Source organism: Paenibacillus rhizolycopersici (assembly GCF_014947195.2).
Lineage (GTDB): Bacteria > Bacillota > Bacilli > Paenibacillales > Paenibacillaceae > Fontibacillus > Fontibacillus rhizolycopersici.
Map to the genome: position 1 here is coordinate 35,649 of NZ_JADCNN020000012.1, position 24,397 is coordinate 60,045.

The window sequence follows — 24,397 nt, forward strand, 5'->3', positions numbered from 1 at the left end:
CAACGAAAAAAGGGTGCTATTTCCACACCCGCTCTGGAATAGCACCCTGTTTCTCCCTCATGTAGCCTTCTTGAGCCGGCCAAGGCCGGACCTTGTCTTAATAGCTGTTTTGGCTGGTTTGCCCTTGGGCGATAGCCACACCGGCACTCGTGCCCAGGCGCGTTGCCCCCGCCTTAATCATCGCTTCGGCATCAGCCAGCGAACGCACGCCGCCAGACGCCTTCACGCCGACGTTTGGACCCACCGTTTTGCGCATGAGCTCGACCGCTTCCACCGTCGCCCCGCCGGTCGAAAATCCGGTTGATGTTTTGACGAAATCGGCTCCGGCTTCGACGGATAACTTGCTGGCCCGGACAATCTCCCCGTCGGAAAGCAGACAGGTTTCAATAATAACCTTCACCAGCGCTTTCCCGGCAGCAGCTTGGACAACCCCGGCGACATCGCGGCGGACGAATTCGTCGTCACCGTCTTTAAGCGCACCGATGTTGATGACCATATCGACCTCGCCGGCCCCCTCGGAAATGGCATGGCTGGCTTCAAACGCCTTTACTTCCGGAGCCGAAGCACCCAGGGGGAAGCCGATCACGGTGCAGACTTTCACTGGAGTGTCTTTCAAGACCTCCGCAGCGGTCTTCACCCAAGTCGGGTTAACGCAGACGGAAGCGAAGCCGTATTGCTTAGCTTCTTCAGCCAGCTTGATGATGGCGGCGCGTCCGGCGTCCGCTTTCAGAAGGGTATGATCGATCATGGCAGTAATGGATTGGGAATGAGTGGACAAGGGAATTCCTCCGTTCGTTTTTTCGAATCTATATTTCTGACTGTGCGGATCCTCAATATAAACTGGAGATCGTCACGCCGCTTGGCAGCTTAAACGGATGCTCCGTATTGATATGATCATAAAACATGATACCGTTCAAATGGTCGATTTCATGTTGCATCACGATGGCGTCAAAACCTTTGAAACGCAGCTTAACCTCGTTGCCCGCCTCATCGCAGGCTTTGATCTGAACCTTCTCATAACGCGGTACGAATCCCTGCACCGGCCGATCCACCGACAAGCAGCCTTCGCTCTCCGGTAAATACGTCATTGCCTGGGAATGGCTGATGATCTTCGGATTATACATGGCGATCGGCCGATCCTGACCGTTCTCGTCCGTCAGTAAAGCGGCAAACATCCGCTTATTCAGCCCAATCTGGTTCGCCGATAATCCCACTCCTGCGCGCAGCTTGTATTTCTTCGCCATCTCCGGATCCTGGCTGTTCTTCAGGAACTGCAACATCGCCGCCATTTCCTCGCGGTCTTCCTCGGTTGGGGGAACACTGACGGGTTCCGTCACCACTCTAAGAATAGGTTCCCCTTCTCTAACAATGTCATCCATCGTAATGATGTAATCGCGGTTGAATTTACTCATAAATAAACAGTTCATCCACCTTCGTCTGCAAAATATGCGCAAGCCTGAATGCAAGCTCAAGCGTCGGGTCGTACCGGTTATTCTCCACGCTATTGATCGTTTGGCGCGTCACGCCGCATTCTGCGGCCAGCTCGTTCTGGGTTAAACCCAGTCGCTTTCGGAGCTGCTTGATCTTATTGTTCATCGGCACCACCAGAATGTCAAAAGTTTTGGACTTCACCATGGTATCACGACCCTATTGACCTGTCAAAATCAAGATCTCATCTTGATTCCCCAGACCGAGTCCTTCTGGAATCCAGCCGCTTCACGCAACGCCGGAAGCCGCTCATCCTCCGGATAATGCTGTTCCAAATACCGGACGTAAGCCTCGCGCAGGTGGATTTCCTGATCCAACTTGTTATATTCGCTCGGATGCTTCTCCAGCCGCGCCAATGCGGCATCCCAGCGTGCCAGATCCGCCTTCGTCGTCCGGCCTTTCCGAGTCCGCTCCGAAAGCGAGGTTAACTCTTCATAAGATTCCCGAAGCTTGGCCGAATATTTGAACTTTTGGTTAAACAAACCCAATACCACGATGAATAGAAAAAAAACGATCCACGCCCCGATATGCTCCATTCGCCGTTGCTCCCTTCGCTTTTTAAGCAAAAATAAAAGCTCCCGCTGCCAGGAGCCGCCATACCTTCGTTCTTTGCTATAGCTTCATCGCCATTGTCGTAACATCGTTTTATTTATATTTGTGCCAGTCCAGTTCGCTCGTATTTAACAAGTGTTCGAAATCATTGTCGAGCCGTTTCTGCTCGGCACGACGCGCTTCCTCTTTGCGTACGCGCGCCTCCTCCTGACGTCGTTCCTCATCTTTCTTCAATTCATTAGCCTGCGCCTTCAGCTTGGCCAGCGTATCCTCGCCAAGCAGATCCTTCAGCGTAGCCGGTTTATCCGCCGCCGGATTGGCCGGCGTGCCTGGCCCGGAACGTCCCTTCTTCTTGCCCATGGATGCTTCACCTCGGTTCCGACGATCCTCTGTAGTTCTAGCCTAAAGTATCATAGTCGAAAAAACGTTGTCAATACGACGTGATTTGGTCCAAACCGCTGAGGAACAAGCTGAGATTGAACTCCAGACTCTCCCCTAACTCAAGCGGCAAGCCAAACGCGCCGCGACGTTCCAGGGAGGCGAAGCCGTGAATCAGACTTCGCAGCCCGCGCACGGTGTGCAAGGCTTGATCCTCTCTTAATGAGTAGCTGCCGAGATAACGCAGGATCAGATCTACGATGCGCCCTCCAGCTGCCTGCAACGCCGGATCCGGACCAGGTGCGGCTTGCGCCGCATCGTACAACCCGGGATATGCATAAGCAAAATCAAGATACGTCTTGGCAAACCGGTGGATCGCCGCTCTCCCCGTTGCTTCACCGGTGGAAGTCGAAATATGCTCATAAAGCCGATTTAGAGCGTATATGGCCAATTCCGTGCGAATCTGTTCCAGGCCGCTCACATGGTTATAGAGAGAAGGCGGCCGAATTCCCAATTTCTTGGCGATCGAGGTGATCGTCACGGCCTCCAACCCCTCCGCGTTTGCCACATCTACGGCAGCCATCAGCACCGCCGTGCTGTCAATCCCGATTCTTGGCGACATGCTCAATCCCCCTTCCGGCCGGTCTCAGCCGGTGTAGTTGTTGGCTGCACCGTTCCTTGTGCACGTTCGGCCGCCGCGATCGCCTTGGCTATGGCGGCGGCCGGCTGCTCCAACACCGGCCCGTGTCCGACCGCCAATAGCGATGGCTTTAGGCCGGCCAGCTTGCGGGCGCTCGCTAACGCGGTTTCCTTATGCCAGGTGGCGAGCGCCGGAAACGGGAACAGCGGGCGAACAGTGCCGCTCACCGCGATACCCGCCCGGGTTTGGAAGGCGTCGCCCGCGATAAGCGCGCCGCTGCGCGTGTCGAGCAAGGCAAACGATCCCGGCGTATGGCCCGGAGCCGCCACGGCCAGCAACGAACCGATCCGAACTCCATCCGTAAACGTGACATCCGCTCGGGTGGCCAGCTTCTTCGGTACCCCGCCGCGGATCGGGGAGTTCGGTTCGCCCGGATCTAGCGAAACGTCGCCGTCCATCAAACGCGCATCGCGAGCAGATACATGCACCGCTACCTCGGGAAGCTTCGCCTTCAAGGCATCCAGCGCCCCGACGTGATCGTCATGCACATGCGTGAGGATGATGCGTGTCAGCGGTTTGCCGATTTCTTGCACGGCCTGAAGGATCCCTTTGGAACTATACGGCAAAGCCGCGTCGATCAGCGTAACGCCATCCTCTTCCTCCACCAAATAACAATTCACCGGAAACAACCGGGGCATAAACGACAGTTGCAGAAGCTGTCCAACCTTCGTTATTTTCATAAGATAATCGCCTCTTTCCCATTAACTAATACCTTTAGTTTTAGTTTAAACTAATGCCATTAGTTTTGCAAGCAGGTTTTCACCTATTTTGAAGTCGTACAAGCGTGCCTGGCCGAATATGCTGTACAAGCAGCTTCATTTTATTTCAACAGTTGGAGGTTCGTTATGAACAGCTTTCTTAGCTATGTACTGCTTGGTTTATCTTTATCCGCCCCCATCGGGCCGGTGAATGCAGCTCAATTGGACAAAGGCATTCGCTGCGGGTTCCTGCACGCCTGGTTCGTTGGGCTTGGCGCCCTTTCTGCCGATTTGGTGTACATGCTGCTCGTTTACTTTGGCGTGGTTCACTTCCTGAATACCCCGTTCATGAAAACTTTCCTTTGGTTGTTTGGTTTCTTCGTGCTCACCTATATTGGGATCGATAGCCTGAAGCAAGCCGGCAAAATCCCAGCGGGCGAAATGAGAGGCAGCGAGCCGCTGCGGAAATCGTTTTTATCCGGATTTCTCATGTCCGTCAGCAACCCGCTGTCCATCTTATTCTGGCTAGGGATTTACGGTTCGGTATTGGCTCAAGCGTCAGCAAATATGCAAACTCAGGATCTGATCATGAACAGCGGCGCCATTATCGTTGGACTGCTGCTCTGGGATTTTACCATGGCCGGGTTTGCTAGTGTGTTCCGCAAGTTGCTCACGAACCAGATTTTGGTCCTCGTTTCGGTAATGTCGGGCGTGTCCTTGATCGGCTTCGGACTTTATTTCGGCTATAAAGCCGCCTTGCTGCTTGCAGAGCGACTATAAGTTTACGTCGTCCGCTTGGGACGCAGGACCAGCGATTTGGCCTGTCTCCCTCTCTTCTTGGCTTGCTTCTTCGGCTTCCACACGACAAACTGCATAATTAGCGTCACGATCCCGATCACGCCGACAAACGCCAAACTCCCCCAAAAGCCCGGCCGGCTCGTATCATGAAATAACGTTCCTGTCACCGCCAATACGATCAAGATCATACCGCCCCATCGTTTGATCTGTCCAAACGCACTGAGTTTGAGGAGCTTACCTGAAGTAACCAAGATAAAAAACCAGTTATAAAGCAGCAGTAATCCGGCTGAGGTCGTAATGTACTCATAAATACGCCCCGGCATCACGAAAGACAGCACTACGGAAGCCGCAAGTCCAACTGCGGTTAAGCCGATGGCGTAAAGCGGCCGCCCCCGCCAAGCCTTACCGGCAAATAGCGGCGGTGCATCCTTGTCTTTCGCAAGTGTGACTAGCATGGTTGTCACTGCATACAACGAGGCCACCATCGTGGAGAAACCAGCGACAATCAACACGCCGTTAAACACATGAGGGATAAAGGGCAACGGGTATTTGCCTAGGGCCGTAACGAATGGGCTGCGCTTGGGGTCGATAGCGTTCCATGCAACCATGGTGACTGCAAGCCCCACCGAGAGCAAATAGACCACCGAGAGCAACAGCAACATGATCGTTCCGGACTTCGGGGCTTCTTTCGGATCCCGTAACCGAATGGCCATCATCCCCATCACCTCGATGCCACCGAAAGCGTAAAACGCAAAGATGAAACCCGACCATAAGCCCATTCCCCCGGCTGGAAAAAAAGTCTTCGCGGTATGCGGGAATTCCGGCGCTTTGCCGCCCCCTCCGGGAATCCAGCCCATTAACGCGGCTCCCGCAACGACCAAGAACATCAGGATCGCGGCAATTTTGATGACCGACAGGATATTTTCCATCGAATCGAACACCTTGTTGCCGAGTAAAATGACACCCAGCCCCAGCACGGCATATCCGATCGCAAAGATCCACATCGGCACACCGGGGAACCAGAAACGCGAGAACAGGGATAACGCGGTGAGTTGGCTGCCCATGATGAGAAGTTCCGAGCTCCAATAGACCCAGCCGCTGCCAAAGCCCGCCCAGCGTCCAAAGGCTCGTTTCGCATAGGAACGGAAGGATCCCTGCTCCGGTCGATCCGCAGTCATGCGAGCCAACACCTCAAACACTGTGTAGGTGCCAACCGCAGCCAACAGGAACGCGATCAGGATGGATGGACCCGCCATACGGATTCCGATGCCTGACCCAAGAAAATAGCCGGTGCCTATCGTCGAAGCCACTCCCAGCAAGGAGAGCTGCCACCAGCGTAAATCTCCTTTTTTCCCCTCTGCGTTTTCCGTCTTCGCCATTCTCTTTCCCCCGTTTCATCGAATTTCTTCGTTCCTGCCATCCCCCTATTGTGCGACGGGGAACAGGAAATATGTAACCCTCGTTTTTGTAAAAAAAAGCACCTGAGGCCTCGCCAACAGCAGCGAAACCCCAAGTGCTATACTCTTACATTTATCGCACGAATCGGTATGTCATTTGACTGTGTCTTCGACCGACTCCTGCCCAAGACGCCCTTCTTTAGACGGCCAGAAGGCCGCTTTGCCGAGCAGCATCGTGATGGCAGGCACAAGGAACGGACGCACGAGGAACGTGTCGAGCAAGACCCCCACTGCCGCGATGATACCGAACTGTACCAGCACTTGAATTGGCAGCGTGGCCAATACGGCAAACGTTCCGGCCAGGATCAGACCGGCCGAGGTAATGACATTCCCGGTTTCATTGACGCCTTCACGGATCGCATCCTTCAGCGGCATCACCTTACGTTTCTTCCAAATGCTCGAGATCAAGAAGATGTTATAGTCTTCGCCAAGCGCGACCAGGAACACGAACGCATACAGCGGGATCAGCCCTTGGATCGCGGCGTTACCCATTAGGTCGTGGAGGACAACCCAACCGATGCCGAGCGCGGCGAAATAAGATAATACGACAGTTAGGATCAAGTAAACCATGGCGACGATCGAGCGGAGATAGACGAGCAGCAGCAACGCGATCAGACCGATAACGATCGGAATAATGACCTTCGTATCGCGAGCGTTGGTGTTCTCAGTATCGTATTGTGTAGCGGTTTGCCCGCTGATCCATACCTTATTCTCCGGTTCGCCGATACCTTCGTCCGCCAGCAGGCTTTCCGCCGTCTGCCGCAGCTCTGGAATATGCTTCATCGCTTCGTTGGAATACGGATTGACGTTCAATTGCAGCTCAATAGCCCGGATATTGGGGTTGGTCTTGCCATCGGCCGGTGTAGATACCTGACTGATATAAGGCAAGCTGCTGAACGTGCCTTGCAGATCGATGTCCTTCCCTTCCGTATCCACCATCAGCTTAACCGGAGCCAATTCCCCCGGCGTAAATTTATCGGCGATCACTGCAAATCCTTCCCGAGAAGGCGTATCCTCCGGGAAGGAGGAGAGCAGGTCGACCGTGTATTCGATTCGGGTCGCCTGAGAAGCCAATACTCCCAGAAGCAGCGTCGTCACGATAAAAATCGTCCATGGCCGTTTCGTTACCGTTCGGCCGATCCAACCGGCCGAAGCTTTGGACTTGGGATGGCGATTGGGTTTCCCCCGGCGTTTGGCTCGTTCCGTTTGCATTTCCGGCGTGCGCGGAATAAACGGGAAGAACGAAGCGCGGCCCAAAATAGCCAATAGCGCCGGTACAAGGGTTAAGCTGGCAATCCCCATGATCAGGATCGACAAGCTAAACGGGACGCCAAAACGCTGCACCGAACCGTATTGGGCTAACAGCAGCACCAGCAGAGCGATCACGACGGTAAATCCGCTCATGGCAATCGCGCCCGAAGAGCCTTTGACCGCAGCGGCCAGTGCTTTCGACTTCTCCTTTTCTTCCGTCAACAGCTGCCGGAAATGGGAGATCAAGAACAAACAGTAGTCGGTTCCCGCCCCGAACAGCAGCACGGTCATAATTGAAATGGCCTGCGAGTCAACGGTAATCCAACCCTGCTCCGCCATTTTGCCAAGGATCGGTCCGGCTACGCCGTAAGCAAAACCAACGGCGATCAACGGAATGATGGCCAAGATCGGCGAACGGTAAATAAGCAGCAGCAAAATCAGCACGATCAAGACGGTGGCGATCATCAGCGAAACGTCGGCGCTCGAGAACAACCCCACTGCATCGATCGAAATTCCGGCCGGTCCGGACACTCGGGCAACAAGCCCCTGGTCTCCGAGCTTAGCGTCAAACGGATCTTTCTCAAAGATCGTCTCCGCTTGGCTGCGGATCTCTTCCATGCCGGTCTTCATCACATCGGTTTCCGCCCCCTTGGCGAAGAAGAACGGCAGCACCCACGTCGTGCCGTCTTCGGAAGCCTGTTGCTTGAGCGCTGGCAGCGGCATTTGTTCGAGCGGGAGCACGAGCTCCATCCCTTCCAACGGATTAGCCGTGAAATACGACGTCAGTTCCTGCAAGCGGGTGTAATCCTCATCCGTCAACCCGCCTTCCCGCGTCCAGACTGTTAAGGCTGGAATGCCGCTGTCGCTGGGGAACTCCTGCTCCGCCAGCTGTTCGGCTATCACGGAGGGCTGGTTCGCATCCAAATTGGCCGCATTGTTCCGCTCCATCGAGTTTACGCTGGGCCATACGGCGCTTAGTCCGCCAGCAAGCAAAATCCAAACGGCCAGCGTAATCCACTTGGATCTTCGACCAGCCACAAGTTGGGACAGCCGACCTAGTATTTTATCCATTTATGATTCCATCTCCTTTTCTATATCGTAAGCTCACGTGATTTACATCACTCTGAATATTAATTATATATACCGGAAGGTTAATTATCAAACAAAAAATATGATATAATGTTTGCTCAGTACAAGTTGCTCGAGGTGATGAAGGTTGACCCAGCCGCATAAACGTTCCTTGGGACGGCCCGTCCAGCAGCCGGACGCCTTGGCGACGTCCGAGCAGATCCTGCGTACCGCGTCCCTCTTGTTCATGGAGAAGGGGTATAAATCCGTATCCATGAACGAGGTCGCCGAGCAGTGCGGGATCACGAAAGCTAGCGTCTATTATTATTATCCGACCAAACAGGATTTGTTTGTTGCCTCCGTGGCAACGACGCTTGCGCGGGTAAACGGACGGATCCGGAAGCTGCTGGTAGAGCCCGGCACGTTTCGGGAGAGACTACTTCAAATTACAATGAACTATTTAAGAATCCCTCGGGTTCACATGGACGAGATGTTCCGCAACATTCAGCATCATTTGTCTGGAGAGCAGCAGGAGACTTTAATCCGCCATGAAAACGATCTGTACGAGACGCTACGCGAAGGGTTTGCCCAAGCTGCCGAGTCAGGCGAAATCGTCTGCAGCGACCCGAACCTGGTCGCCCATCTGTATGTTTCTATGCTGCGGGTGGGAGAACGCCAATATGCCGACAAGAATAAGCTGTTTCCTTCGGCGGAACAGGCGGCTGAAGCGATCGTCGCTTTTTTGTGGAGAGGGATTCATAACTAAAACAGCAAAGGAGGAGGAAGGGCTGTGGCATTCGGCGTGTCGCGAGAGGAATTGGAGGCATGGAAACAGACGGTGGCCCGCGGAGAGATCGGATTCTTGACTCATTTTTGGCTGGATCCACGTTTTCCCGAAGCCAAGACGGTCACCAAGGTCGGCTGTTCCGATTTGGAGCGGCTCAAAGCCTGGTGTGAGGCCCACGACCTTCCCACTCGATATATTCATCACCGTTCGCCATTCCCCCATTTCGACCTAATTGGGCCGAAACAACGGGAAGTGCTGCGGGAGGAGGGGCTTTGGGATCAACTGGAGCGGTTTCGCCTCTAATAGATGTAGATAAAGGCTGCTCGTGGGGTTCATCCCCTGCGAACAGCTTTTTTGTCGTTCATTAATGCCCTGAAGGAGCAGATAACCCTACCCGTTCGATCAGTCTCGTGCTCTCCTCGTTTAATCCGATGATGCGGATTTCCTTGCCCAGTTGATGATATTTGAGAATCAGTTTCGAAATCGCGTTCACGGCCGACTGATCCCATACATGCGACTTCGAAAAGTCCACCGCCACCCGCTGCGGATCGCCGGCTGCATCAAACTCTTGGAGAAAATGACTCACCGTTCCGAAGAAGAGCTGTCCAGCGACAACATAAGTTTTGGCTCCTTGCTCCTCACGGACGGAAGTCCGGATCCGAGCCATTTTCCAGGCGAAGGATAACGCGCTGAGCAAGACGCCCATCCCCACGCCGATGGACAGGTTATCCGTCGCAACCACGGCCACCACCGTCACCACCATGACAAGGGCGTCCGACACGGGAACCTTGCGAAGCGATGTCAGGGAATTCCAATCGAAGGTGCCGATCGATACCATAAACATGACGCCAACAAGCGCCGCCATCGGAATCTGTTGAACTACGTCCCCTAAGACGATGACCAGGAACAGAAGGCCCACGCCAGAGACCAACGTCGACAGCCTCGTCCGACCGCCGGATTTCATGTTGATCATCGACTGCCCGATCATAGCACAGCCCGCCATCCCCCCGAAAAATCCGGTCACGATATTCGCCAGCCCTTGGCCCTTCATCTCACGGTTCTTGTCACTTGATGTATCCGTGATCTCATCGATCAGCGTTGCGGTCATGAGCGATTCTAACAGCCCTACGAATGCCAGCGACAACGACACCGGGAAGATAGTCTTCAGCATGTCCCAGGTGATTCCAACTTCGGGAAGATGGAACGCCGGCAACGCTGACGTTATTGCGCCCATGTCGCCGACCGTTCTCACATCCAGATTTAGTGAGATGGTTAATACGGAGACCGCGATGATCGCAACCAGGGCGGAAGGAACCGCTTTGGTCAATCGCGGAAATAGATAGATGATCGCGAGCGTTAACGCCACTAACCCGTACATCAGCCAACCTTGTTTTTCGAAATGGGTGAGTTGCGCCATAAAAATCAGAATAGCTAATGCATTCACAAATCCGGTCATCACCGGGTGCGGCAAGAAGCTGATGAATCGGCCCAATTTCAGATAACCCATGATGATTTGCAAAACCCCAGCCAAAACCGTGGCCGCAAACAAATACTCGATTCCATGTTCGCGGACGAGTCCGCCCATCAGCAGCGCCATCGCGCCGGTAGCCGCAGAGATCATGCCCGGCCGCCCGCCGGCGAACGCAATCACGACAGCGATACTAAAGGAAGCGTACAACCCAACCATGGGGCTCACGCCGGCCAGAATCGAGAACGCAATCGCCTCAGGGATCAAGGCAAAAGCTACCGTCAGACCGGACAGCACATCACTTCGGGTGTTGGAAAACCAAACCCGTTTAATATTCAAATGATGAAGCAAGTAAAAATCCCCCTCTTTCTTAAATCACAAACAGGACCGGTGCAACGCGCAACGTCCTAGATTATAGTAAAGATCGAATCGCCGCTCAAACCTCCAACCCTGCATTTAAGCGCTTAAGTGTGGGAATTGCTCGGCTTTCCTACCCGCAGCCCCGGAATACTTTAAAATTTGATTAGTTACATAACAAAAAGAACCCTGCCGTCAGGCAAGGCTCTCGGTCATTCAGAGAATATTATCGTTTATTGAAGATGTCCGTCAGCACCGGCACGATTTGCGATTTGCGGGATACGACGCCCTTCAGCACCGCTTTGTTGTCGGTAAGCTTCACATTATAAGCTTGCTCCACTGCATCGGCTGCCTTCCCCAGAGCCAAACCAACGGAGTCATTGTTCAGGATGTCGGTCACGACAAACAAGAACAGATCCAGACCTTTGCTGGCGATGATGCCGTTCAGAGCCGCCTCAACTTCGCTTTGGCGGGACAAGACATCGTTCACGTCCACTGCGTTCACCTGAGCGATTTCCACTTTGGCTCCGCCCATTTCGAACTCTTTGGCATCCAAGGAGATGAGCTGCTCGATCGTCTTGTCACTCAGGTCTGCCCCGGCTTTCAGCATGTCCAGTCCGTACTCCTCGGCGTTGACGCCAGCGATTTCGGCCAACTCCCGTGCAGCGGCGATGTCCTGCTCGGTGCAGGTCGGCGATTTGAACAACAGGGAATCGGAAATGATGGCAGACAGCATAAGGCCGGCGATGTTGGCCGGTACGGCTACGCCGTTTTCTTTGTACATTTTATTCAAAATGGTTGCGGTGCAGCCCACCGGTTCAGCCCGATAGTACAGCGGTCCGCTCGTTTCGAAGTTGGCAATCCGGTGATGGTCGATGACCTCGGCCACACGCACCTGACCGATATCGGAGACGCTTTGTTGACGCTCGTTATGGTCGACCAGGATTACATCCTTGACTTCACCGGCTACCGTCTCAACTAGACGCGGCGCTTCAAAACCGAAACGCTCCAGCGCAAAAGCCGTTTCCCCATTGACGTTGCCCAGACGCACGGGCTCCACGTTCCAACCCAGCTTGGACTTCAGATCCGCATATGCGATCGCTGAACAAATCGTATCCGTATCGGGATTTTTATGACCGAAAATCAATACTTTTTCCATCTCATTACTCCCCTTTAACATGATTTCATGTCAAAAGTATAGCTTATTAACGGAGGAGCAATCAAGAGCGCAGCCCCGCGCGACTTCTGCGATTTACATCCCCGAACAAACCGGGTACGATCAACACATGGCTCTTTTGAGAGCTGAACTTTTTCCTTTGGTGCTCAGTCGACCTTCAGTCGGCATTCAGCAAACGCTCAGCATCATCTCGCATAATGGAGACATCAGCGTTGGATTGACAACGAATGGATAGGCGCAAGGGGGATGATTTTAATGAACCAAGTCAAAGGGGCAAAAGTGCTGCTAGTTGACGATGAACCTCATATTGTACAGTTCCTCGAGTTGGGGCTGCAAAACGAAGGTTTTGAGGTGCGTACTGCCGGCGACGGCATGAACGCGGTCGCGATCGCAGCCGAGTTTCAACCGCACGTCATCGTGCTGGACGTGATGATGCCGGGGATGGACGGCTGGGAAGTTTGCCGGCTCCTGCGGAAGAACGGCGAGAACGTGGCTATCATCATGCTGACGGCGAAGGATGAGGTGGAGGATCGAGTCAAGGGGCTGACCCTTGGCGCAGACGATTACGTCGTTAAACCGTTCAGCTTCGAGGAGCTGCTGGCCCGGATCGGTGCGCGTTTGCGTAATCAGTTTCCGGCGCTGTTCGGCGAAGTGGCTATCGGCCCGTTCCGCCTGAACGATCGCCGCAAGGAAATTTCCTATTCGGAGCGAGTGCTGGAATTATCCCCTACCGAATACGAACTGTTGAAATATTTGGTGCTTAACCATGGGATCGTCTTGAGCAAAACGACGATTTTGGATAAAGTCTGGGGTTACGACTTCGGCGGCGAGGAGAATATCGTAGAGGTCTACATTCGCTCTCTCCGCGAAAAATTGAATGATCAGGACCATCGACTGATCCGAACGCTGCGGGGCGCGGGCTACCGCGTCGATCTGCCATGAAGCCCCTTGCCGGCGGAAGCCGGACAAAGACTGGCGGAAAGCGGTTGATCAGAGGGCTGCGAAGCCGCTTCTCCCCGAGCTCGCTTCGCTTTCAGCTGCTATCCCGATCCCTGCTGTTGCTAGCCGCGCTCCTGATCCTGATCGGTGTATTTCAATACGTGATCATGAAAGACTTCTTATATAAGAACCAAGCCGAAACGATGGTCTCGCAGATGCGCGGCCCGCTCCGGGACGTATTCACGCGGGCGGGGCAACCCGCCGAGCATTGGGGCGCGCCGAAGCCGGAGGCGGATGCCGGCGGGATCGGGACGAGTGGCGATAAACCCAGTATCGGAGAAGGAGGCGGAGAAGAAAATGACGGGCGTCCTCCGCAATTGTTTATCCCTGACACCTCGCTGGCAATCATCAACAGCGACAGCGGGTTCATCGACTTAAACGCCGAATCCGGCGTAGCTGCACCCCGTCTTACCGATGCCGAATATGCCGCCTTGTTCGAAGGAGACACGCTCGGGCGACCGGGTCCGACGGGTTACCATGTCATCGAGGATGAGGACGGAAAGGAACAGTTGGTTGTCTTTCGTTCTGTCGGTTTGCCGGGTGAACAAGGCGAGAAATCCTGGCTCGTACAAATGGGCACCTATACTGCGCCACTGCGCGAAGTCGTGATGCGCCAACTGCTGACGTTCGTAGGACTCTCTCTTCTGGCGCTAGCCGGCGGACTAGCGCTATATCTGCCGATCTTACGCCGGGCCTTAACGCCGCTGAACCAAATGGTTCACACCGTGGAAGATACGAATGCCGGCAATCTCGGCAACCGATTCACGGCCGCATCCGGCCAATCGGAAATCGATCGACTAGGCGTCTCCTTTAACGGGATGATGGAACGGCTGGAGGAATCGTTCGAAGCCGAGCGCGAAGCCAAGGAACAGATGCGCCGGTTCGTGGCCGACGCTTCCCATGAGCTGCGGACGCCGCTCACTTCAATACACGGCTTCTTGGAGGTGTTGCTGCGAGGAGCAGCAAACCGGCCGGAGCAGCTGCACACTGCGTTGAACAGCATGCTGGGCGAATCGCAGCGAATGAAGAAGCTGGTCGAGGACCTGTTGACGCTTGCCAAGCTTGACCGAACCCCGGTCGTCCAGCGGACACAAGTGCGGCTGGACGAGGTGATCGCGGAGATGGAACCGCATCTACGGATGCTGGCCGGGGAGCGCGAGGTGCGGTTCGAACTCCAGCCGGGGCTGACCGCGATGTGCGATTGCGACAAGATCAAACAGGTGGTTCTGAACCTGTTCCATAACGCGGTGCAGCACACCGACCCACGGCAAGGGACGATCACCGTACGTCTGTCAGGCTTGCCGGGCTGGGCCCAGCTGGAGGTGCGGGACAACGGCCCCGGGATCGCTGCCGAGCATCTGTCGCATGTGTTCGAGCGGTTTTACCGCATCGACGCCTCCCGCACGCGCAGTCAAGGCGGGGCCGGACTTGGGCTGTCGATCTCGCAATCGATCGTCGAAGCCCACGGCGGCGCCATCGAAGTCGACAGCGCGCCGGGCCAGGGCACGGCCTTCAAGGTGACGCTGCCGGCAGTCTAGCGGGAGCGGAAGCTATACGGGAGCTATGCAGGTTAACGGCTAACGGACCGTAATGACCTTATTGGCCTATTTCCCGGACATTTCCCGGTGTTACAGATCCCAATGCCGTGATTCAGCTCCAGTTAGTGGATTGGTAACCCATTGGAGCAGAATAACGTTATCTCAGTCCGTTAGATTTAAGAAAACGTGCCGTTGCTGCTAATAACGTCTCTGAAGTCCGTTACAATGGCTACAAAAAAAGGGATGCTGCATTACCGCAGCATCCCTTTGTATATTCCGGGCTCCGAGCCCTCGATGACGACCGCGCCGGTCGCCTTGGCGTAGAAATCCTTCGGGCCCGCTCCGCCGATCGCGGCATAACCGTATCCGTCCATTCGCATCAGATAGAGCGTATAGAGCAGCAGTTGTTTGCCAATGCCCCGGCCTCGCTCTTGCTCATCGACACCGGTCGGTCCGAAGAACCCTTTCATCGTGGTATCGTAGCAGGCGAACCCAAGCAGCTTGCCGTTCTCCGTGGCGATGATGCAGGTAATCGGCGCGCGGGCGAACCCCACTTCGCATTCGCTGACCCAGCGCATATCGAAGTGCTCGCCCACCCATTTCGAGACCACGTGCTTCTCCGGGGCAAGGGCCCGGCGGATGGTGATCCCGGTACGCGCCTCGTACTGCTCCACCGATTCGAACGGGGGCAGATCGTATAACTTTACTAACATATCGGACATGTTTGTTGATCTCCTTTGTTAGAAAGACGTGTTTTGAGGGCTATTATACGTCTTCCCCACTCATCCGACAACCGTTTTCGAAACGATCGCCGCGCATCGCCCCGGACCCAGGCACCTATCTATCTCCCGTCATTCTGACGCTTCGATCACATACTCCTGGTATCTTCCGTAGTCGCTTTGCCGGCACTCCAAAGCCAGCTTCGTCCCTTCGGCTTCATAACTCGTATCCAGCACATTGGCGTGCTCGTTCAGATAAGACACCAGCGATCCTTTATCGAAAGGAATCAGCATCGTACATTTGATGTAGTCTTTGAAAATCCGGCCGCGAATTTCATTCACCAGCTCGGCGATCCCGATGCGAGGTTTGGCCGCGAGATAGATGATGTCTCCCTGTACGTCAGGGATCGCCTGGTCCGTCCGATCGGACTTGTTATAGGCATAGATCGCCGGGATATCGGTGATGCCGATTTCTTTTAGCGTCTGATGGGTGATTTCGATCATCCTTGCAAATTCCGGGTTGGAATAATCGACGACGTGAATCAGCAGATCGGCTTCGGATACTTCCTCCAGCGTGGAACGGAACGCCTTGACCAGATGATGCGGCAGCTTGCTCACAAATCCAACCGTATCCGTCAAGAGAAACGCCTTGTTATCCTCCAGCGGGATATTGCGGACGGACGTCTCCAGCGTGGCGAACAGCATATCCTTCTCGAGCACCTGCTTCTCCTGCCCTGGGCTGTACGTTTCAAGCAGTGCGTTCATAATCGTTGATTTCCCGGCGTTGGTATAGCCGACAAGCGATACGACGGGCACGTCGTTCTTCTTGCGTTGCTTGCGCTGCGTTTGGCGGTGGGCAACCAGCGTCTCCAGTTCGCGGCTGAGCGCGGTGATCTTCTCCTCGATCCGCCGACGGTCGAGTTCCAGCTTTGTTTCCCCCGCACCGCGGTTCTTTGTGCCGACCCCGCCGCTCTGGCGGCCTAGCGATTCCCGCAGCCCGATTAGCCGCGGCAGCATGTACTTCAGCCGGGCCACCTCGACCTGAAGCTGAGCCTCGCGGGTTTTGGCCCGCTCCGCAAAAATATCCAGGATCAGCAGCGTCCGGTCAATCACCTTGCACTGCAGATCGGACTCCAGGTTACGGAGCTGCGACGGGGACAACTCGTCGTTGAAGATGACGAGATTCCCTTCGTGCGCTTCCATGAGCGCCCGCACCTCTTCGATTTTGCCCGTCCCGATATAATGCGACGGGGTAACCTTAGGCAGATTTTGCGTAAGCACGCCAACGACTTCAATGTCGCAAGCCTCCGTCAAATTAGCCAACTCTTCCATGGAATAGTCGAAATCCGCCTGATGATTCAAATTCACGCCAACCAAGATGGCTTTTTGCTCCAATGTTTGTTGTTCCGTCATATCTGAGTTCCTCCCTTTAGGAAAAAAATAAACACAGGCACGGCACCTGTGTTTACGCAAACGGTTCCCAAAACAGCCCGAAACCCACAAACTTGGGATATCGATCCCCGTCCGCGTTCCCGGCCAAATCAGGCATATTCTATTCTAAGGTTCCATGCGGTTCCCTTTATCATAGCACACCTATCCCGTTCACCCTGCACAGGTGCAGAGCCTTTGGCAGTATTCAATTAGCCGCGCAAAGTGGTAAAACGGAATTTAATGTACAACACGGGGAACCCTCCGTTCTTTTCATAGTGATTCCAGTTTATCACAATCCGTATTCGTTCACAATCCAGGGAAGTCCGTCCACCCAGGTTTTGGGGTAGCCTGAAACAATATTTCCTTTTTCGCGTATATAAGGAAGAAAAGGAGGCGGAACCTATGGGTGGATTCGATCCCTCTCCGTTTGGCGGAGGCGGTTTCGGGGGCGGGGGCGATATTATGTTTACGATCGTTCCTGTATTTATGGTCATATTCTTTGTTATCTTCATAGTGCTATTGGTTTCCAATGGGGTCCGTTACGCCAAAAACGCCCGCTCCCCGCGGGATACGAGATATGCACGAATCGTCTCTAAACGAATGGACGTGCAACACAGCTCCAGTCACATGAATGATAACCATGCGATGCATAGCTCCTCTTCCCGGACGTACTATTACATCACGTTGGAGTTTGATAACGGCAGCCGCCAGGAATATTTAGACGTGAAGAATTTGTACGGCCTCGTCGCCGAAGGCGATGTCGGTTATGCCGCCGTCCAGGGCGATTGGATTGTGGCGTTCGAGCGCGATACGGCGCAACGTCCAAGTAGCGGCACGTACTAATTGGAAGCAAAAAGAGGTGTCCCAAGTATGATTTTGGGGCACCTCCTTTGCCTTCTAAGATAGCGTTATATAATCATCCTATTTCGCAGAATTACAGCTAAAATCGAGCTATAAGAACATTTCATCACGCTATTTACTCCGAAACACCACTTTTCCGTGCTCCACCTATGAAATAAGGTGAATGATTCACTCTATTTCACGTGGTTGATGCTCAATTAGGCCCAATAAGGTTAAGGCTTAACGCTATTTCAACCTTTCCCTTAAGTTTCAGTCTGAATACCGGCCCGCTTGCGTTTGCGATATCCTGACGGGGTCTCCCCGTAAACCTGGCAGAACATTCGAGCGAAATGGTCTGGACTGTCGATGCCGACATCCCCGGCAATCTCCGCCACTTGTCGCGTGGTAAAGGCCAGCAGCTGAGCTGCTTTTTCCAGGCGGATCTTGTTGACGGTGCCGATGATCGTATCCCCTACCTGCTCTTTGAACAGATGCGACAGCCGGGAAGGCGACATGCAGCTGCGCTTGGCCAGGTCCGGAATGCTTACTCGCTCGCGATAAGACTCCCGCAAATATCCGACGACATCGGCAATTCTTGGATCAATAGCGGCTTCGTTGCTGTCCTTGGCAACCTCCGCGCGGAGTAACAACAACGCTTCCTCTAACGCCAGCTCCGCCAATCGGTGATGGAGCTCGGAGTTTCCGCCCGAGCTGCTGTACCGAACCATCCGCTGAAGGGCTTCGGCGAAGCCGTTACGCCCAGGACTGCCGTCAACCTGTAAACGGACGATGCCCTCCGTTTGTTGCGGAAGGTTCAACCATGGGCGAAAGGAGGGGTCCGGGATAAAATGAACCCAAATAAACTCCCACCTCGCTCCCGCCGTGCTGTAGTGATGAGGCAAACCGGGCAGCAGGATGACCGCGTCTCCTGGACAGCATGGCGCAACTACTTCCCCGGCGACATGAACTTGACCCTCTCCGGTTAGCGTATACATCAACAACCAACCAACAGGATCGGGTGGGCGGTGAATCGAATAATCCGCGGTTTCCGCATAATGCCCGGAAATCAGGATTCCATAGGGGCGCTCCCCGTTAATAGCATAATTCGTCGGTTTTTTAGCCATATCCTCTCTTCCTTCATCCGGCGATAAACATCTAAAATGAATATAACCGATGTGGACGCCCACTTCCAGATACAACATGATCCATCGGATCTTATATCCTTCAGGAGGCAGTTTTCCCAATGAAAAACGCAAACACGGTCTTAAAACTCGATATCGGACAAGCCAACAAAACAATCCGTCCCGGCAAGCTTGCCCTGCAGGCGGGAAGCAACCCCAAAGGAGAATCGTTTGGATTTACGAACTTCTATATGACCCGCAACGGAGAGCCTTTTATTCCCGTCGTCGGGGAGTTTCATTTTTCCCGTTTCTCTTATTTGCATTGGGAGGAAGAGTTGCTGAAAATGAAAGCCGGCGGCGTTCATCTCGTCGCAACCTACGTTTTCTGGAATTACCACGAGGAAGAAGAAGGCGTGTTCGATTGGAGCGGTAACCGCAATTTGCGGCATTTCATTGACCTCTGCGCCAAACATGAGCTGCCGCTGATTTTACGGATCGGACCGTTCTGCCACGGCGAAGTCCGTAATGGCGGCATCCCTGATTGGGTATTCCGCTATCCGTTGGAGGTTCGTTCCAATGATGAACGATATTTAACGCTTTCCAGACGTTTGTACCGCGAAATTTCACGGCAAGTTCAAGGCACCTATTATCAGGAAGGCGGCCCGGTGATCGCCGTGCAGTTGGAGAACGAGTATATGCACGCCGGCGCGCCGTTAGACGCTTGGGGATACAGCGGCGACAAATACGTCACCGCAGGAACCGGAGGCAACGAGCATTTGGCGGAATTACGCCGGATTGCGGTGGATGTGGGAATCCGTCCGTTATTCTTCACTGCAACCGCTTGGGGCGGGGCAGCGGTCCCAGAGGAGGGCACGTTACCGATGCTCGCCGGGTACGCCTATACGCCGTGGATCCCAAACCAACCGCCGAGCCGGGAGTATCTGTTCCAGGATCTGCATGTTACACCCGCCGAGCCAGTGAATTACGACAGCATGGAGTACCCGGTGGCCTATTGCGAAATGGCAGGCGGTATGCAGGTCAGCTACAAGGCCCGGCCTTACGTGCCGGCTGACAGCGTCGAAGCGATGACACTGGTGAAGCTGGCAAGCGGCAGCAATTTGCTGGGGTATTACATGTACCATGGCGGCTCTAATCCCGTGGGTCAAAAGACGTTCCTGAACGAATCCGGTTTACCGAAAATCACCTACGATTATCAATCGCCTTTAGGCGAGTTCGGTCGGGTTGGCGAATCGTATGATCGTATCCGTGCGATCTCGCTGTTTCTGCAATCCTTCGGACGATGGTTAGCTCCGATGGGCACCCTGCTGCCCGATGGTCAAGAGCAAGTCACCCCTGAGGATACCGAGCGCGTTCGTTGGTGCGTTCGGCAAAAGGACGGCTCTGGATTTGTGTTCCTGAACAATTTCCAGGATCATGTCGAGCTGCCGGATCGCCGGCTGCGAATTGAATTGGATACGCCTCAGGGGAAGGCGTTGTTCCCTCATACCGGCGAGCTCACACTTCGGAGCGGACTTGGCGTCATCCTGCCGTTCAACCTGAAGCTGGATGGATTGTTCATTGCGAGCGCAACCGCGCAGCTGCTGACCCGGCTTGAAGCAGGGAACGAAACGGTGCTGGTGTTCTATGCCCATGACGGGATGGAACCCGAGATTGTGCTTCGCAAAACCTCAGTATCTTCAGTCGAAGCCGGCAACGGCAGCGGCGTTGTAAGTGAAGATGACGCCCATTGGATGGTTCGCCCAACGCCCGGTCAACAGCACCAAATCCTCGTTAAGATGGCAGAGGGCAGAGCGGTACGACTAGTGACCTTAACCCGAGAAGAAGCGTTGCAAACTTATCGGTTCGACGGGCTGTGGGGCCAAGATACGCTCGTCCTCAGCACGAGCCATCTGGCGATGAAGGATGGGCAGCTAATTTGCACCTCCCCAGGACATAACAACGTGACCTTATCCCTTTTTCCCACTCCTGACCCATCAGCCGGATTATGGAGCAGCACGGGGGAGTTGCAGGAAACCGAGAGTGAAGAAGGGCTGTTCCGGTCGTACACCTTGGAGTTCCCGGCTTATCGGCCTGAGATGAAGCTCACCTCCCTGTCGGACCGATCAGTGCTGCTGGAGATTCCCGCCGAATGGCCGGACGACGTTGCTGACGTATGGCTGAAGGTGGATTACGACGGCGACGTGGCGGCCGCCTACCTCGGTGACCGGATGCTGACGGATCATATCCATTACGGACAACCTTGGGAGATTGGACTGAAGCAGGCCCGTCACGAGTTGGAGAACCATCCGCTGCAGCTTTCGGTTACGCCGCTGCGCCAAGGCATAGTGCACAGCTTCGTGAATCAAGCCTATGTGGAACGGTTCGAAGGGATCGAAATTGCTAAAATCCACGATATCCAGATCATCCCCCATTATTCCGCACGTCTCTGGCCGCGGGGCGAGTAGTGTGAAACACAACAAGCGCGGGTGCAGGAGAAATCTCTCTTGCACCCGCGCATTTCGTGTGTCCTCAGTTCACCGGTAATCCCCGCTCGCGTGCAAAATTGCCCCAATGCGGCTTCCGTCCGTCGATGTCGCTGAATCCGTATTCATCGGACAGGTCCCAGCTGGTCAGCGCTCGACCGGCTTTGTCGCGCACGTTCGGATCTCCGGCTAGAGCAGCCACCGCTTGCCCGACGAAATAAGGGGTTTCGGATTCGGCGTATAGCGGTTCTTTCTCAATGGCGTCCCGCCAGTTGGCTTCCTGGACGCCAAAGTAATCCAGCATCTGCTCTGAGCGCAGAAATCCGGGGGTCACCGCCAATGCGGTCACGTTATGCGGCTTCAATTCCTCGGCCATGGCAGCGGCTAGGTGGATGGGTGAGATTTTTGCCAAACTGTAGTACACGTTGCCACGATAATTGTAGGTTGAGCCGTCGGTGATTTCGATGACCAGCCCTTCCTTCCGCTTGATCATCATCGGCACCCCGTAGTAGCTCGTAATGAGATGGGTTCGGACGGCCCGCTCCTGCATCAACAACCCGTCGGCCAGCGGCTGCTCCCAGAACGGCGTGTTCCAATGGGTGAGGCTTTCGCCGCCCCAAATATCGTTGACCAGAAGATCTAAGCGTCCGTCCTGCTCCTTCTCCACTCGCTCGAACAAAGCCTTAACCTGCTCCGGCGACGTATGGTCCGTGCGTACGGCAATCCCGACGCCGCCACGTGCGGTCACCATATCCGCCGTTTCGTCGATGGTCTCCGTCCGACCGATGTCTGATGCCGCTCCCCGCACGCTCCGTCCAGTGCAATAAACGGTCGCTCCGGCCGCTCCCAACATAACCGCAATCCCTCGGCCTGCTCCTCGCGTTGCCCCGGCAACAACGGCCACTTTTCCTTCTAATGGTTTCTTGTCCATGGTCACATTCGCTCCCTTTCCAGCTTGAAATTCACACGTGCCTTTGTAGGATAACAAAGTATATATGACATCTATTGTCCTATATCTGTGATATAATCATTCCAAATTCCATGTTACAGCCAAAGGAGGAAGTTTCATGCGCGCGGATCGCTTGATAAATCTACTGCTGCTACTCCAGAACCGTGGAAAGATGAGCTCTCGCCAGCTAGCGGAGCGCCTGGAGGTATCGGAGCGGACAATCGCCCGGGACATCGAGGCCTTGAGCGCGGCGGGCATCCCCGTCTACGCAGAGCGTGGCTCCCGCGGCGGCTGGGTGCTAGCGGAAAGTTACCGAACGAACCTGACCGGCATGCGGCCGGAGGAAATCATCTCTCTGCTGTTGACGAACCATAACGAACTGTTGAAGGATCTCGGGATTCAGGGGGATTTTCAGGCCGCTTACCAAAAGCTGCTGGCTGCTGCCCCCGCACCGATTCGACAGGATGCCGAGCTCATCCGCGAACGCATCCATATCGATGGGGCCGGTTGGCACGCCTCGAAGGAGGCTTTCCCCTGGTTGTCCGCCGTGCAGGAGGCGGTATGGACCCAGCGGAAGCTGCAGATTCGCTACCGCAAAGAGGAGGACGTCGTCCAGCGTATCGTGCTCCCCTTGGGGCTCATCGCCAAGCGAAACGTATGGTACTTGGCAGCCGAACAGGACCCGGACGGCGAGCTTCGGACATTCCGCATCTCCCGGCTGGAGGAAGCCCGCATCCTCGAGGAAACGTTCATTCGCCCGGACGGATTTGATCTCGCAGCGTACTGGGAGCAATCGACCACTCGCTTCAAATCGGAGCTGCCCCGATATCTCGCCCGGGTACGGACGACCGAGTCCGGGCTGAACCGACTGCGCAGAGAACGATTTATCAAGGTGAACCATACAGAAGGGCCAGACGATCAAGGTTGGTTGCAGACGGAAGTCGATTTCCAGACGCTGGACTGGGCTTGCGGCGTGGTCCTGGCAGGCGGCCCGGACATCGAGGTGCTGGACCCGCCGGAACTGCGAGAGCGAGTGAGGGCCGAGGCCCAGGCGATTGTCGCCTTGTATGAAAGGTACGCTGACGGTTGACATGAGGGGCGTTAGGTCAACGCTCGCTGTCCGGAAGCTTTACATGATTATCCGTAATGGTGTAAAGCGGCCATCCAGAGCCCCAGCATATCAACCTGCTAAAATAAAACAGCCGCCAGGATGAAAACTCTAAAACTCCTGGTCGGCTATTTCATTTCAAACGTTTACGGCTGTAGGAATGCGCGCGGCGTAACGTATACGAATCGCTCGCCCCGGGCCATGACATGACATTTCTGCTCGGGAAACTGCTCATACATATAATCTACGAAGTGCCCCGGTTTCTCCGCATTCACCGCAAACAGGTCGTAATGAAGCGGGATGACCGTGTCCGCCCCGATTTCCCGGGCGAAATGTGCCGCCTCCCGGTAATCCATATTGCCGACGATCCCGCGCTGCCGTCGGAAGTAGTCCCGCCCGTTGATCGGCAGCAGGGCGATGTCCGGCTTCAGGGCGCCGACACGCTCGATCAATTCAGGATAAACCAGCGTATCCCCCGCATGGAAGAGCGTCACGCCGTTTAACTCCAGGACGTACCCGACATACCGGGGGCCGCCGTCCGTATCCCGTTCCAATTGCTCGTGCGCCGCTGCAATCGGCGTCAATCGCAGCTTGGAAAACAGCTCCATCGGCTGTCGGTCGTCCGCGGTCAAGAGCCCGGGGGCGGAAATGCCCATCTCCAGCAATGCCGGCTTACAGCACGCCGGAGCTACAATCGGCGCTTTCGGGCTACTCCGATGCAGCCAAGGCAACGTCTTGGCATCCATATGATCATCATGTTCATGCGTAATCAAGCAAAGATCAACGCCTTGAATCTCTTCCGGCGTTATCGGTGCGGGAAATGTGCGCCGCCAATCGCCGTCATCCAGATCGCCCGAGAAATAGGGATCTACATAAATGGTGATCCCGTCCCCTTTTACGATCACGCTCTCCTGACCGAGATACCAAATGGCCAAAACTCCGTGAGGGGGTTCAGTCCGGGCAATCTCGCGGATCAATGCGGCTCCTTTTCGCTTCTGTTCCATCATTTCGTTAAGCTACTCCTTGATCT

At 54.8% G+C, this 24,397-nt stretch carries 24 protein-coding genes; 8 read left to right on the plus strand and 16 right to left on the minus strand.

Annotated features, from left to right (window positions below; translation table 11 throughout):
• Positions 1-97: 97 nt before the first annotated feature.
• The 7 genes from deoC to IM700_RS14120 all read right to left on the minus strand — a co-directional run bounded on the left by deoC (position 98) and on the right by IM700_RS14120 (position 3,798).
• The gene (gene deoC, locus IM700_RS14090; protein WP_239483914.1) at positions 98-748 is read right to left on the minus strand and encodes a deoxyribose-phosphate aldolase; all 651 of its coding nucleotides are present in this window, start codon (positions 746-748) and stop codon (positions 98-100) included.
• Positions 749-830: 82 nt separating this feature from the next.
• Entirely contained in the window at positions 831-1,412 is a 582-nt protein-coding gene (def, locus tag IM700_RS14095; RefSeq protein ID WP_155607834.1) for a peptide deformylase, read from the minus strand.
• Positions 1,405-1,596 carry a helix-turn-helix transcriptional regulator gene (locus tag IM700_RS14100; RefSeq protein ID WP_155607876.1) on the minus strand — a complete coding sequence of 64 codons (192 nt, stop codon included), beginning with the start codon at positions 1,594-1,596 and terminating at the stop codon, positions 1,405-1,407. The genes def and IM700_RS14100 overlap by 8 nt, the downstream gene beginning before the upstream one ends.
• A gap of 68 nt (positions 1,597-1,664) precedes the next feature.
• Positions 1,665-2,024 (minus strand): hypothetical protein, encoded by a 360-nt coding sequence (locus IM700_RS14105; RefSeq protein ID WP_193417810.1) that lies wholly within the window; start codon positions 2,022-2,024, stop codon positions 1,665-1,667.
• Between the two features lie 109 nt (positions 2,025-2,133).
• On the minus strand, positions 2,134-2,400 hold the full coding sequence (locus IM700_RS14110) for a YqkE family protein (RefSeq protein WP_193417808.1): 267 nt from the start codon (positions 2,398-2,400) through the stop codon (positions 2,134-2,136).
• A gap of 70 nt (positions 2,401-2,470) precedes the next feature.
• On the minus strand, positions 2,471-3,040 hold the full coding sequence (locus tag IM700_RS14115) for a TetR/AcrR family transcriptional regulator (RefSeq protein ID WP_155607831.1): 570 nt from the start codon (positions 3,038-3,040) through the stop codon (positions 2,471-2,473).
• Positions 3,041-3,042: 2 nt separating this feature from the next.
• Positions 3,043-3,798, minus strand: a complete 756-nt coding sequence (locus IM700_RS14120; RefSeq protein ID WP_193417806.1) for an MBL fold metallo-hydrolase — start codon at positions 3,796-3,798, stop codon at positions 3,043-3,045.
• A gap of 165 nt (positions 3,799-3,963) precedes the next feature.
• Here IM700_RS14120 and IM700_RS14125 point away from each other — a divergent pair, with 165 nt between their 5' ends.
• Positions 3,964-4,596: a LysE family transporter gene (locus IM700_RS14125; protein ID WP_193417804.1), complete on the plus strand. Its 633-nt coding sequence runs from the start codon at positions 3,964-3,966 to the stop codon at positions 4,594-4,596.
• Positions 4,597-4,598: 2 nt separating this feature from the next.
• Here IM700_RS14125 and IM700_RS14130 read toward each other — a convergent pair whose 3' ends face one another.
• Positions 4,599-5,993: an amino acid permease gene (locus IM700_RS14130; RefSeq protein WP_193417802.1), complete on the minus strand. Its 1,395-nt coding sequence runs from the start codon at positions 5,991-5,993 to the stop codon at positions 4,599-4,601.
• A gap of 171 nt (positions 5,994-6,164) precedes the next feature.
• Positions 6,165-8,393 (minus strand): MMPL family transporter, encoded by a 2,229-nt coding sequence (locus IM700_RS14135; RefSeq protein WP_193417800.1) that lies wholly within the window; start codon positions 8,391-8,393, stop codon positions 6,165-6,167.
• A gap of 145 nt (positions 8,394-8,538) precedes the next feature.
• Here IM700_RS14135 and IM700_RS14140 point away from each other — a divergent pair, with 145 nt between their 5' ends.
• Entirely contained in the window at positions 8,539-9,156 is a 618-nt protein-coding gene (locus IM700_RS14140) for a TetR/AcrR family transcriptional regulator (RefSeq protein WP_193417798.1), read from the plus strand.
• A gap of 24 nt (positions 9,157-9,180) precedes the next feature.
• The gene (locus IM700_RS14145; RefSeq protein WP_193417796.1) at positions 9,181-9,480 is read left to right on the plus strand and encodes a hypothetical protein; all 300 of its coding nucleotides are present in this window, start codon (positions 9,181-9,183) and stop codon (positions 9,478-9,480) included.
• 61 nt (positions 9,481-9,541) lie between these two features.
• Here the strand turns inward: IM700_RS14145 and IM700_RS14150 are convergent, their stop codons facing one another.
• Positions 9,542-10,996 (minus strand): SulP family inorganic anion transporter, encoded by a 1,455-nt coding sequence (locus IM700_RS14150; RefSeq protein ID WP_193417794.1) that lies wholly within the window; start codon positions 10,994-10,996, stop codon positions 9,542-9,544.
• A 232-nt stretch (positions 10,997-11,228) separates the two neighbouring features.
• A complete protein-coding gene (locus IM700_RS14155; protein ID WP_193417793.1) occupies positions 11,229-12,161 on the minus strand; it encodes a manganese-dependent inorganic pyrophosphatase in 933 nt (310 codons plus the stop codon).
• Between the two features lie 273 nt (positions 12,162-12,434).
• Between IM700_RS14155 and IM700_RS14160 the strand changes: the two genes are divergently transcribed.
• Both IM700_RS14160 and IM700_RS14165 read left to right on the plus strand, forming a co-directional pair.
• Positions 12,435-13,121 carry a response regulator transcription factor gene (locus IM700_RS14160; RefSeq protein ID WP_193417791.1) on the plus strand — a complete coding sequence of 229 codons (687 nt, stop codon included), beginning with the start codon at positions 12,435-12,437 and terminating at the stop codon, positions 13,119-13,121.
• Entirely contained in the window at positions 13,118-14,716 is a 1,599-nt protein-coding gene (locus IM700_RS14165; RefSeq protein WP_193417788.1) for a sensor histidine kinase, read from the plus strand. Before IM700_RS14160 ends, IM700_RS14165 begins: the two co-directional genes overlap by 4 nt.
• Positions 14,717-14,967: 251 nt before the next feature.
• On the opposite strand, the gene IM700_RS14170 is transcribed toward IM700_RS14165, so the two are convergent.
• Complete coding sequence (locus IM700_RS14170) at positions 14,968-15,438, minus strand: GNAT family N-acetyltransferase (RefSeq protein WP_155607821.1); 471 nt, start codon at positions 15,436-15,438, stop codon at positions 14,968-14,970.
• Between the two features lie 129 nt (positions 15,439-15,567).
• The gene (gene hflX, locus IM700_RS14175) at positions 15,568-16,848 is read right to left on the minus strand and encodes a GTPase HflX (protein ID WP_155607820.1); all 1,281 of its coding nucleotides are present in this window, start codon (positions 16,846-16,848) and stop codon (positions 15,568-15,570) included.
• Between the two features lie 420 nt (positions 16,849-17,268).
• Between hflX and IM700_RS14180 the strand changes: the two genes are divergently transcribed.
• Positions 17,269-17,709, plus strand: a complete 441-nt coding sequence (locus tag IM700_RS14180; RefSeq protein WP_239483911.1) for a DUF2500 domain-containing protein — start codon at positions 17,269-17,271, stop codon at positions 17,707-17,709.
• Between the two features lie 260 nt (positions 17,710-17,969).
• Here IM700_RS14180 and IM700_RS14185 read toward each other — a convergent pair whose 3' ends face one another.
• Positions 17,970-18,830, minus strand: coding sequence for a helix-turn-helix domain-containing protein (locus IM700_RS14185; RefSeq protein ID WP_193417786.1), 861 nt, complete (start codon positions 18,828-18,830; stop codon positions 17,970-17,972).
• Positions 18,831-18,949: 119 nt separating this feature from the next.
• Here IM700_RS14185 and IM700_RS14190 point away from each other — a divergent pair, with 119 nt between their 5' ends.
• Positions 18,950-21,292, plus strand: a complete 2,343-nt coding sequence (locus tag IM700_RS14190; protein ID WP_193417783.1) for a beta-galactosidase — start codon at positions 18,950-18,952, stop codon at positions 21,290-21,292.
• 64 nt (positions 21,293-21,356) lie between these two features.
• Here the strand turns inward: IM700_RS14190 and IM700_RS14195 are convergent, their stop codons facing one another.
• Entirely contained in the window at positions 21,357-22,241 is an 885-nt protein-coding gene (locus IM700_RS14195; RefSeq protein WP_193417781.1) for an SDR family oxidoreductase, read from the minus strand.
• Positions 22,242-22,377: 136 nt separating this feature from the next.
• Between IM700_RS14195 and IM700_RS14200 the strand changes: the two genes are divergently transcribed.
• Positions 22,378-23,349, plus strand: coding sequence for a helix-turn-helix transcriptional regulator (locus IM700_RS14200; protein ID WP_193417780.1), 972 nt, complete (start codon positions 22,378-22,380; stop codon positions 23,347-23,349).
• Between the two features lie 164 nt (positions 23,350-23,513).
• Here the strand turns inward: IM700_RS14200 and IM700_RS14205 are convergent, their stop codons facing one another.
• Entirely contained in the window at positions 23,514-24,374 is an 861-nt protein-coding gene (locus tag IM700_RS14205; RefSeq protein ID WP_193417778.1) for an MBL fold metallo-hydrolase, read from the minus strand.
• Between the last annotated feature and the right edge of the window lie 23 nt (positions 24,375-24,397).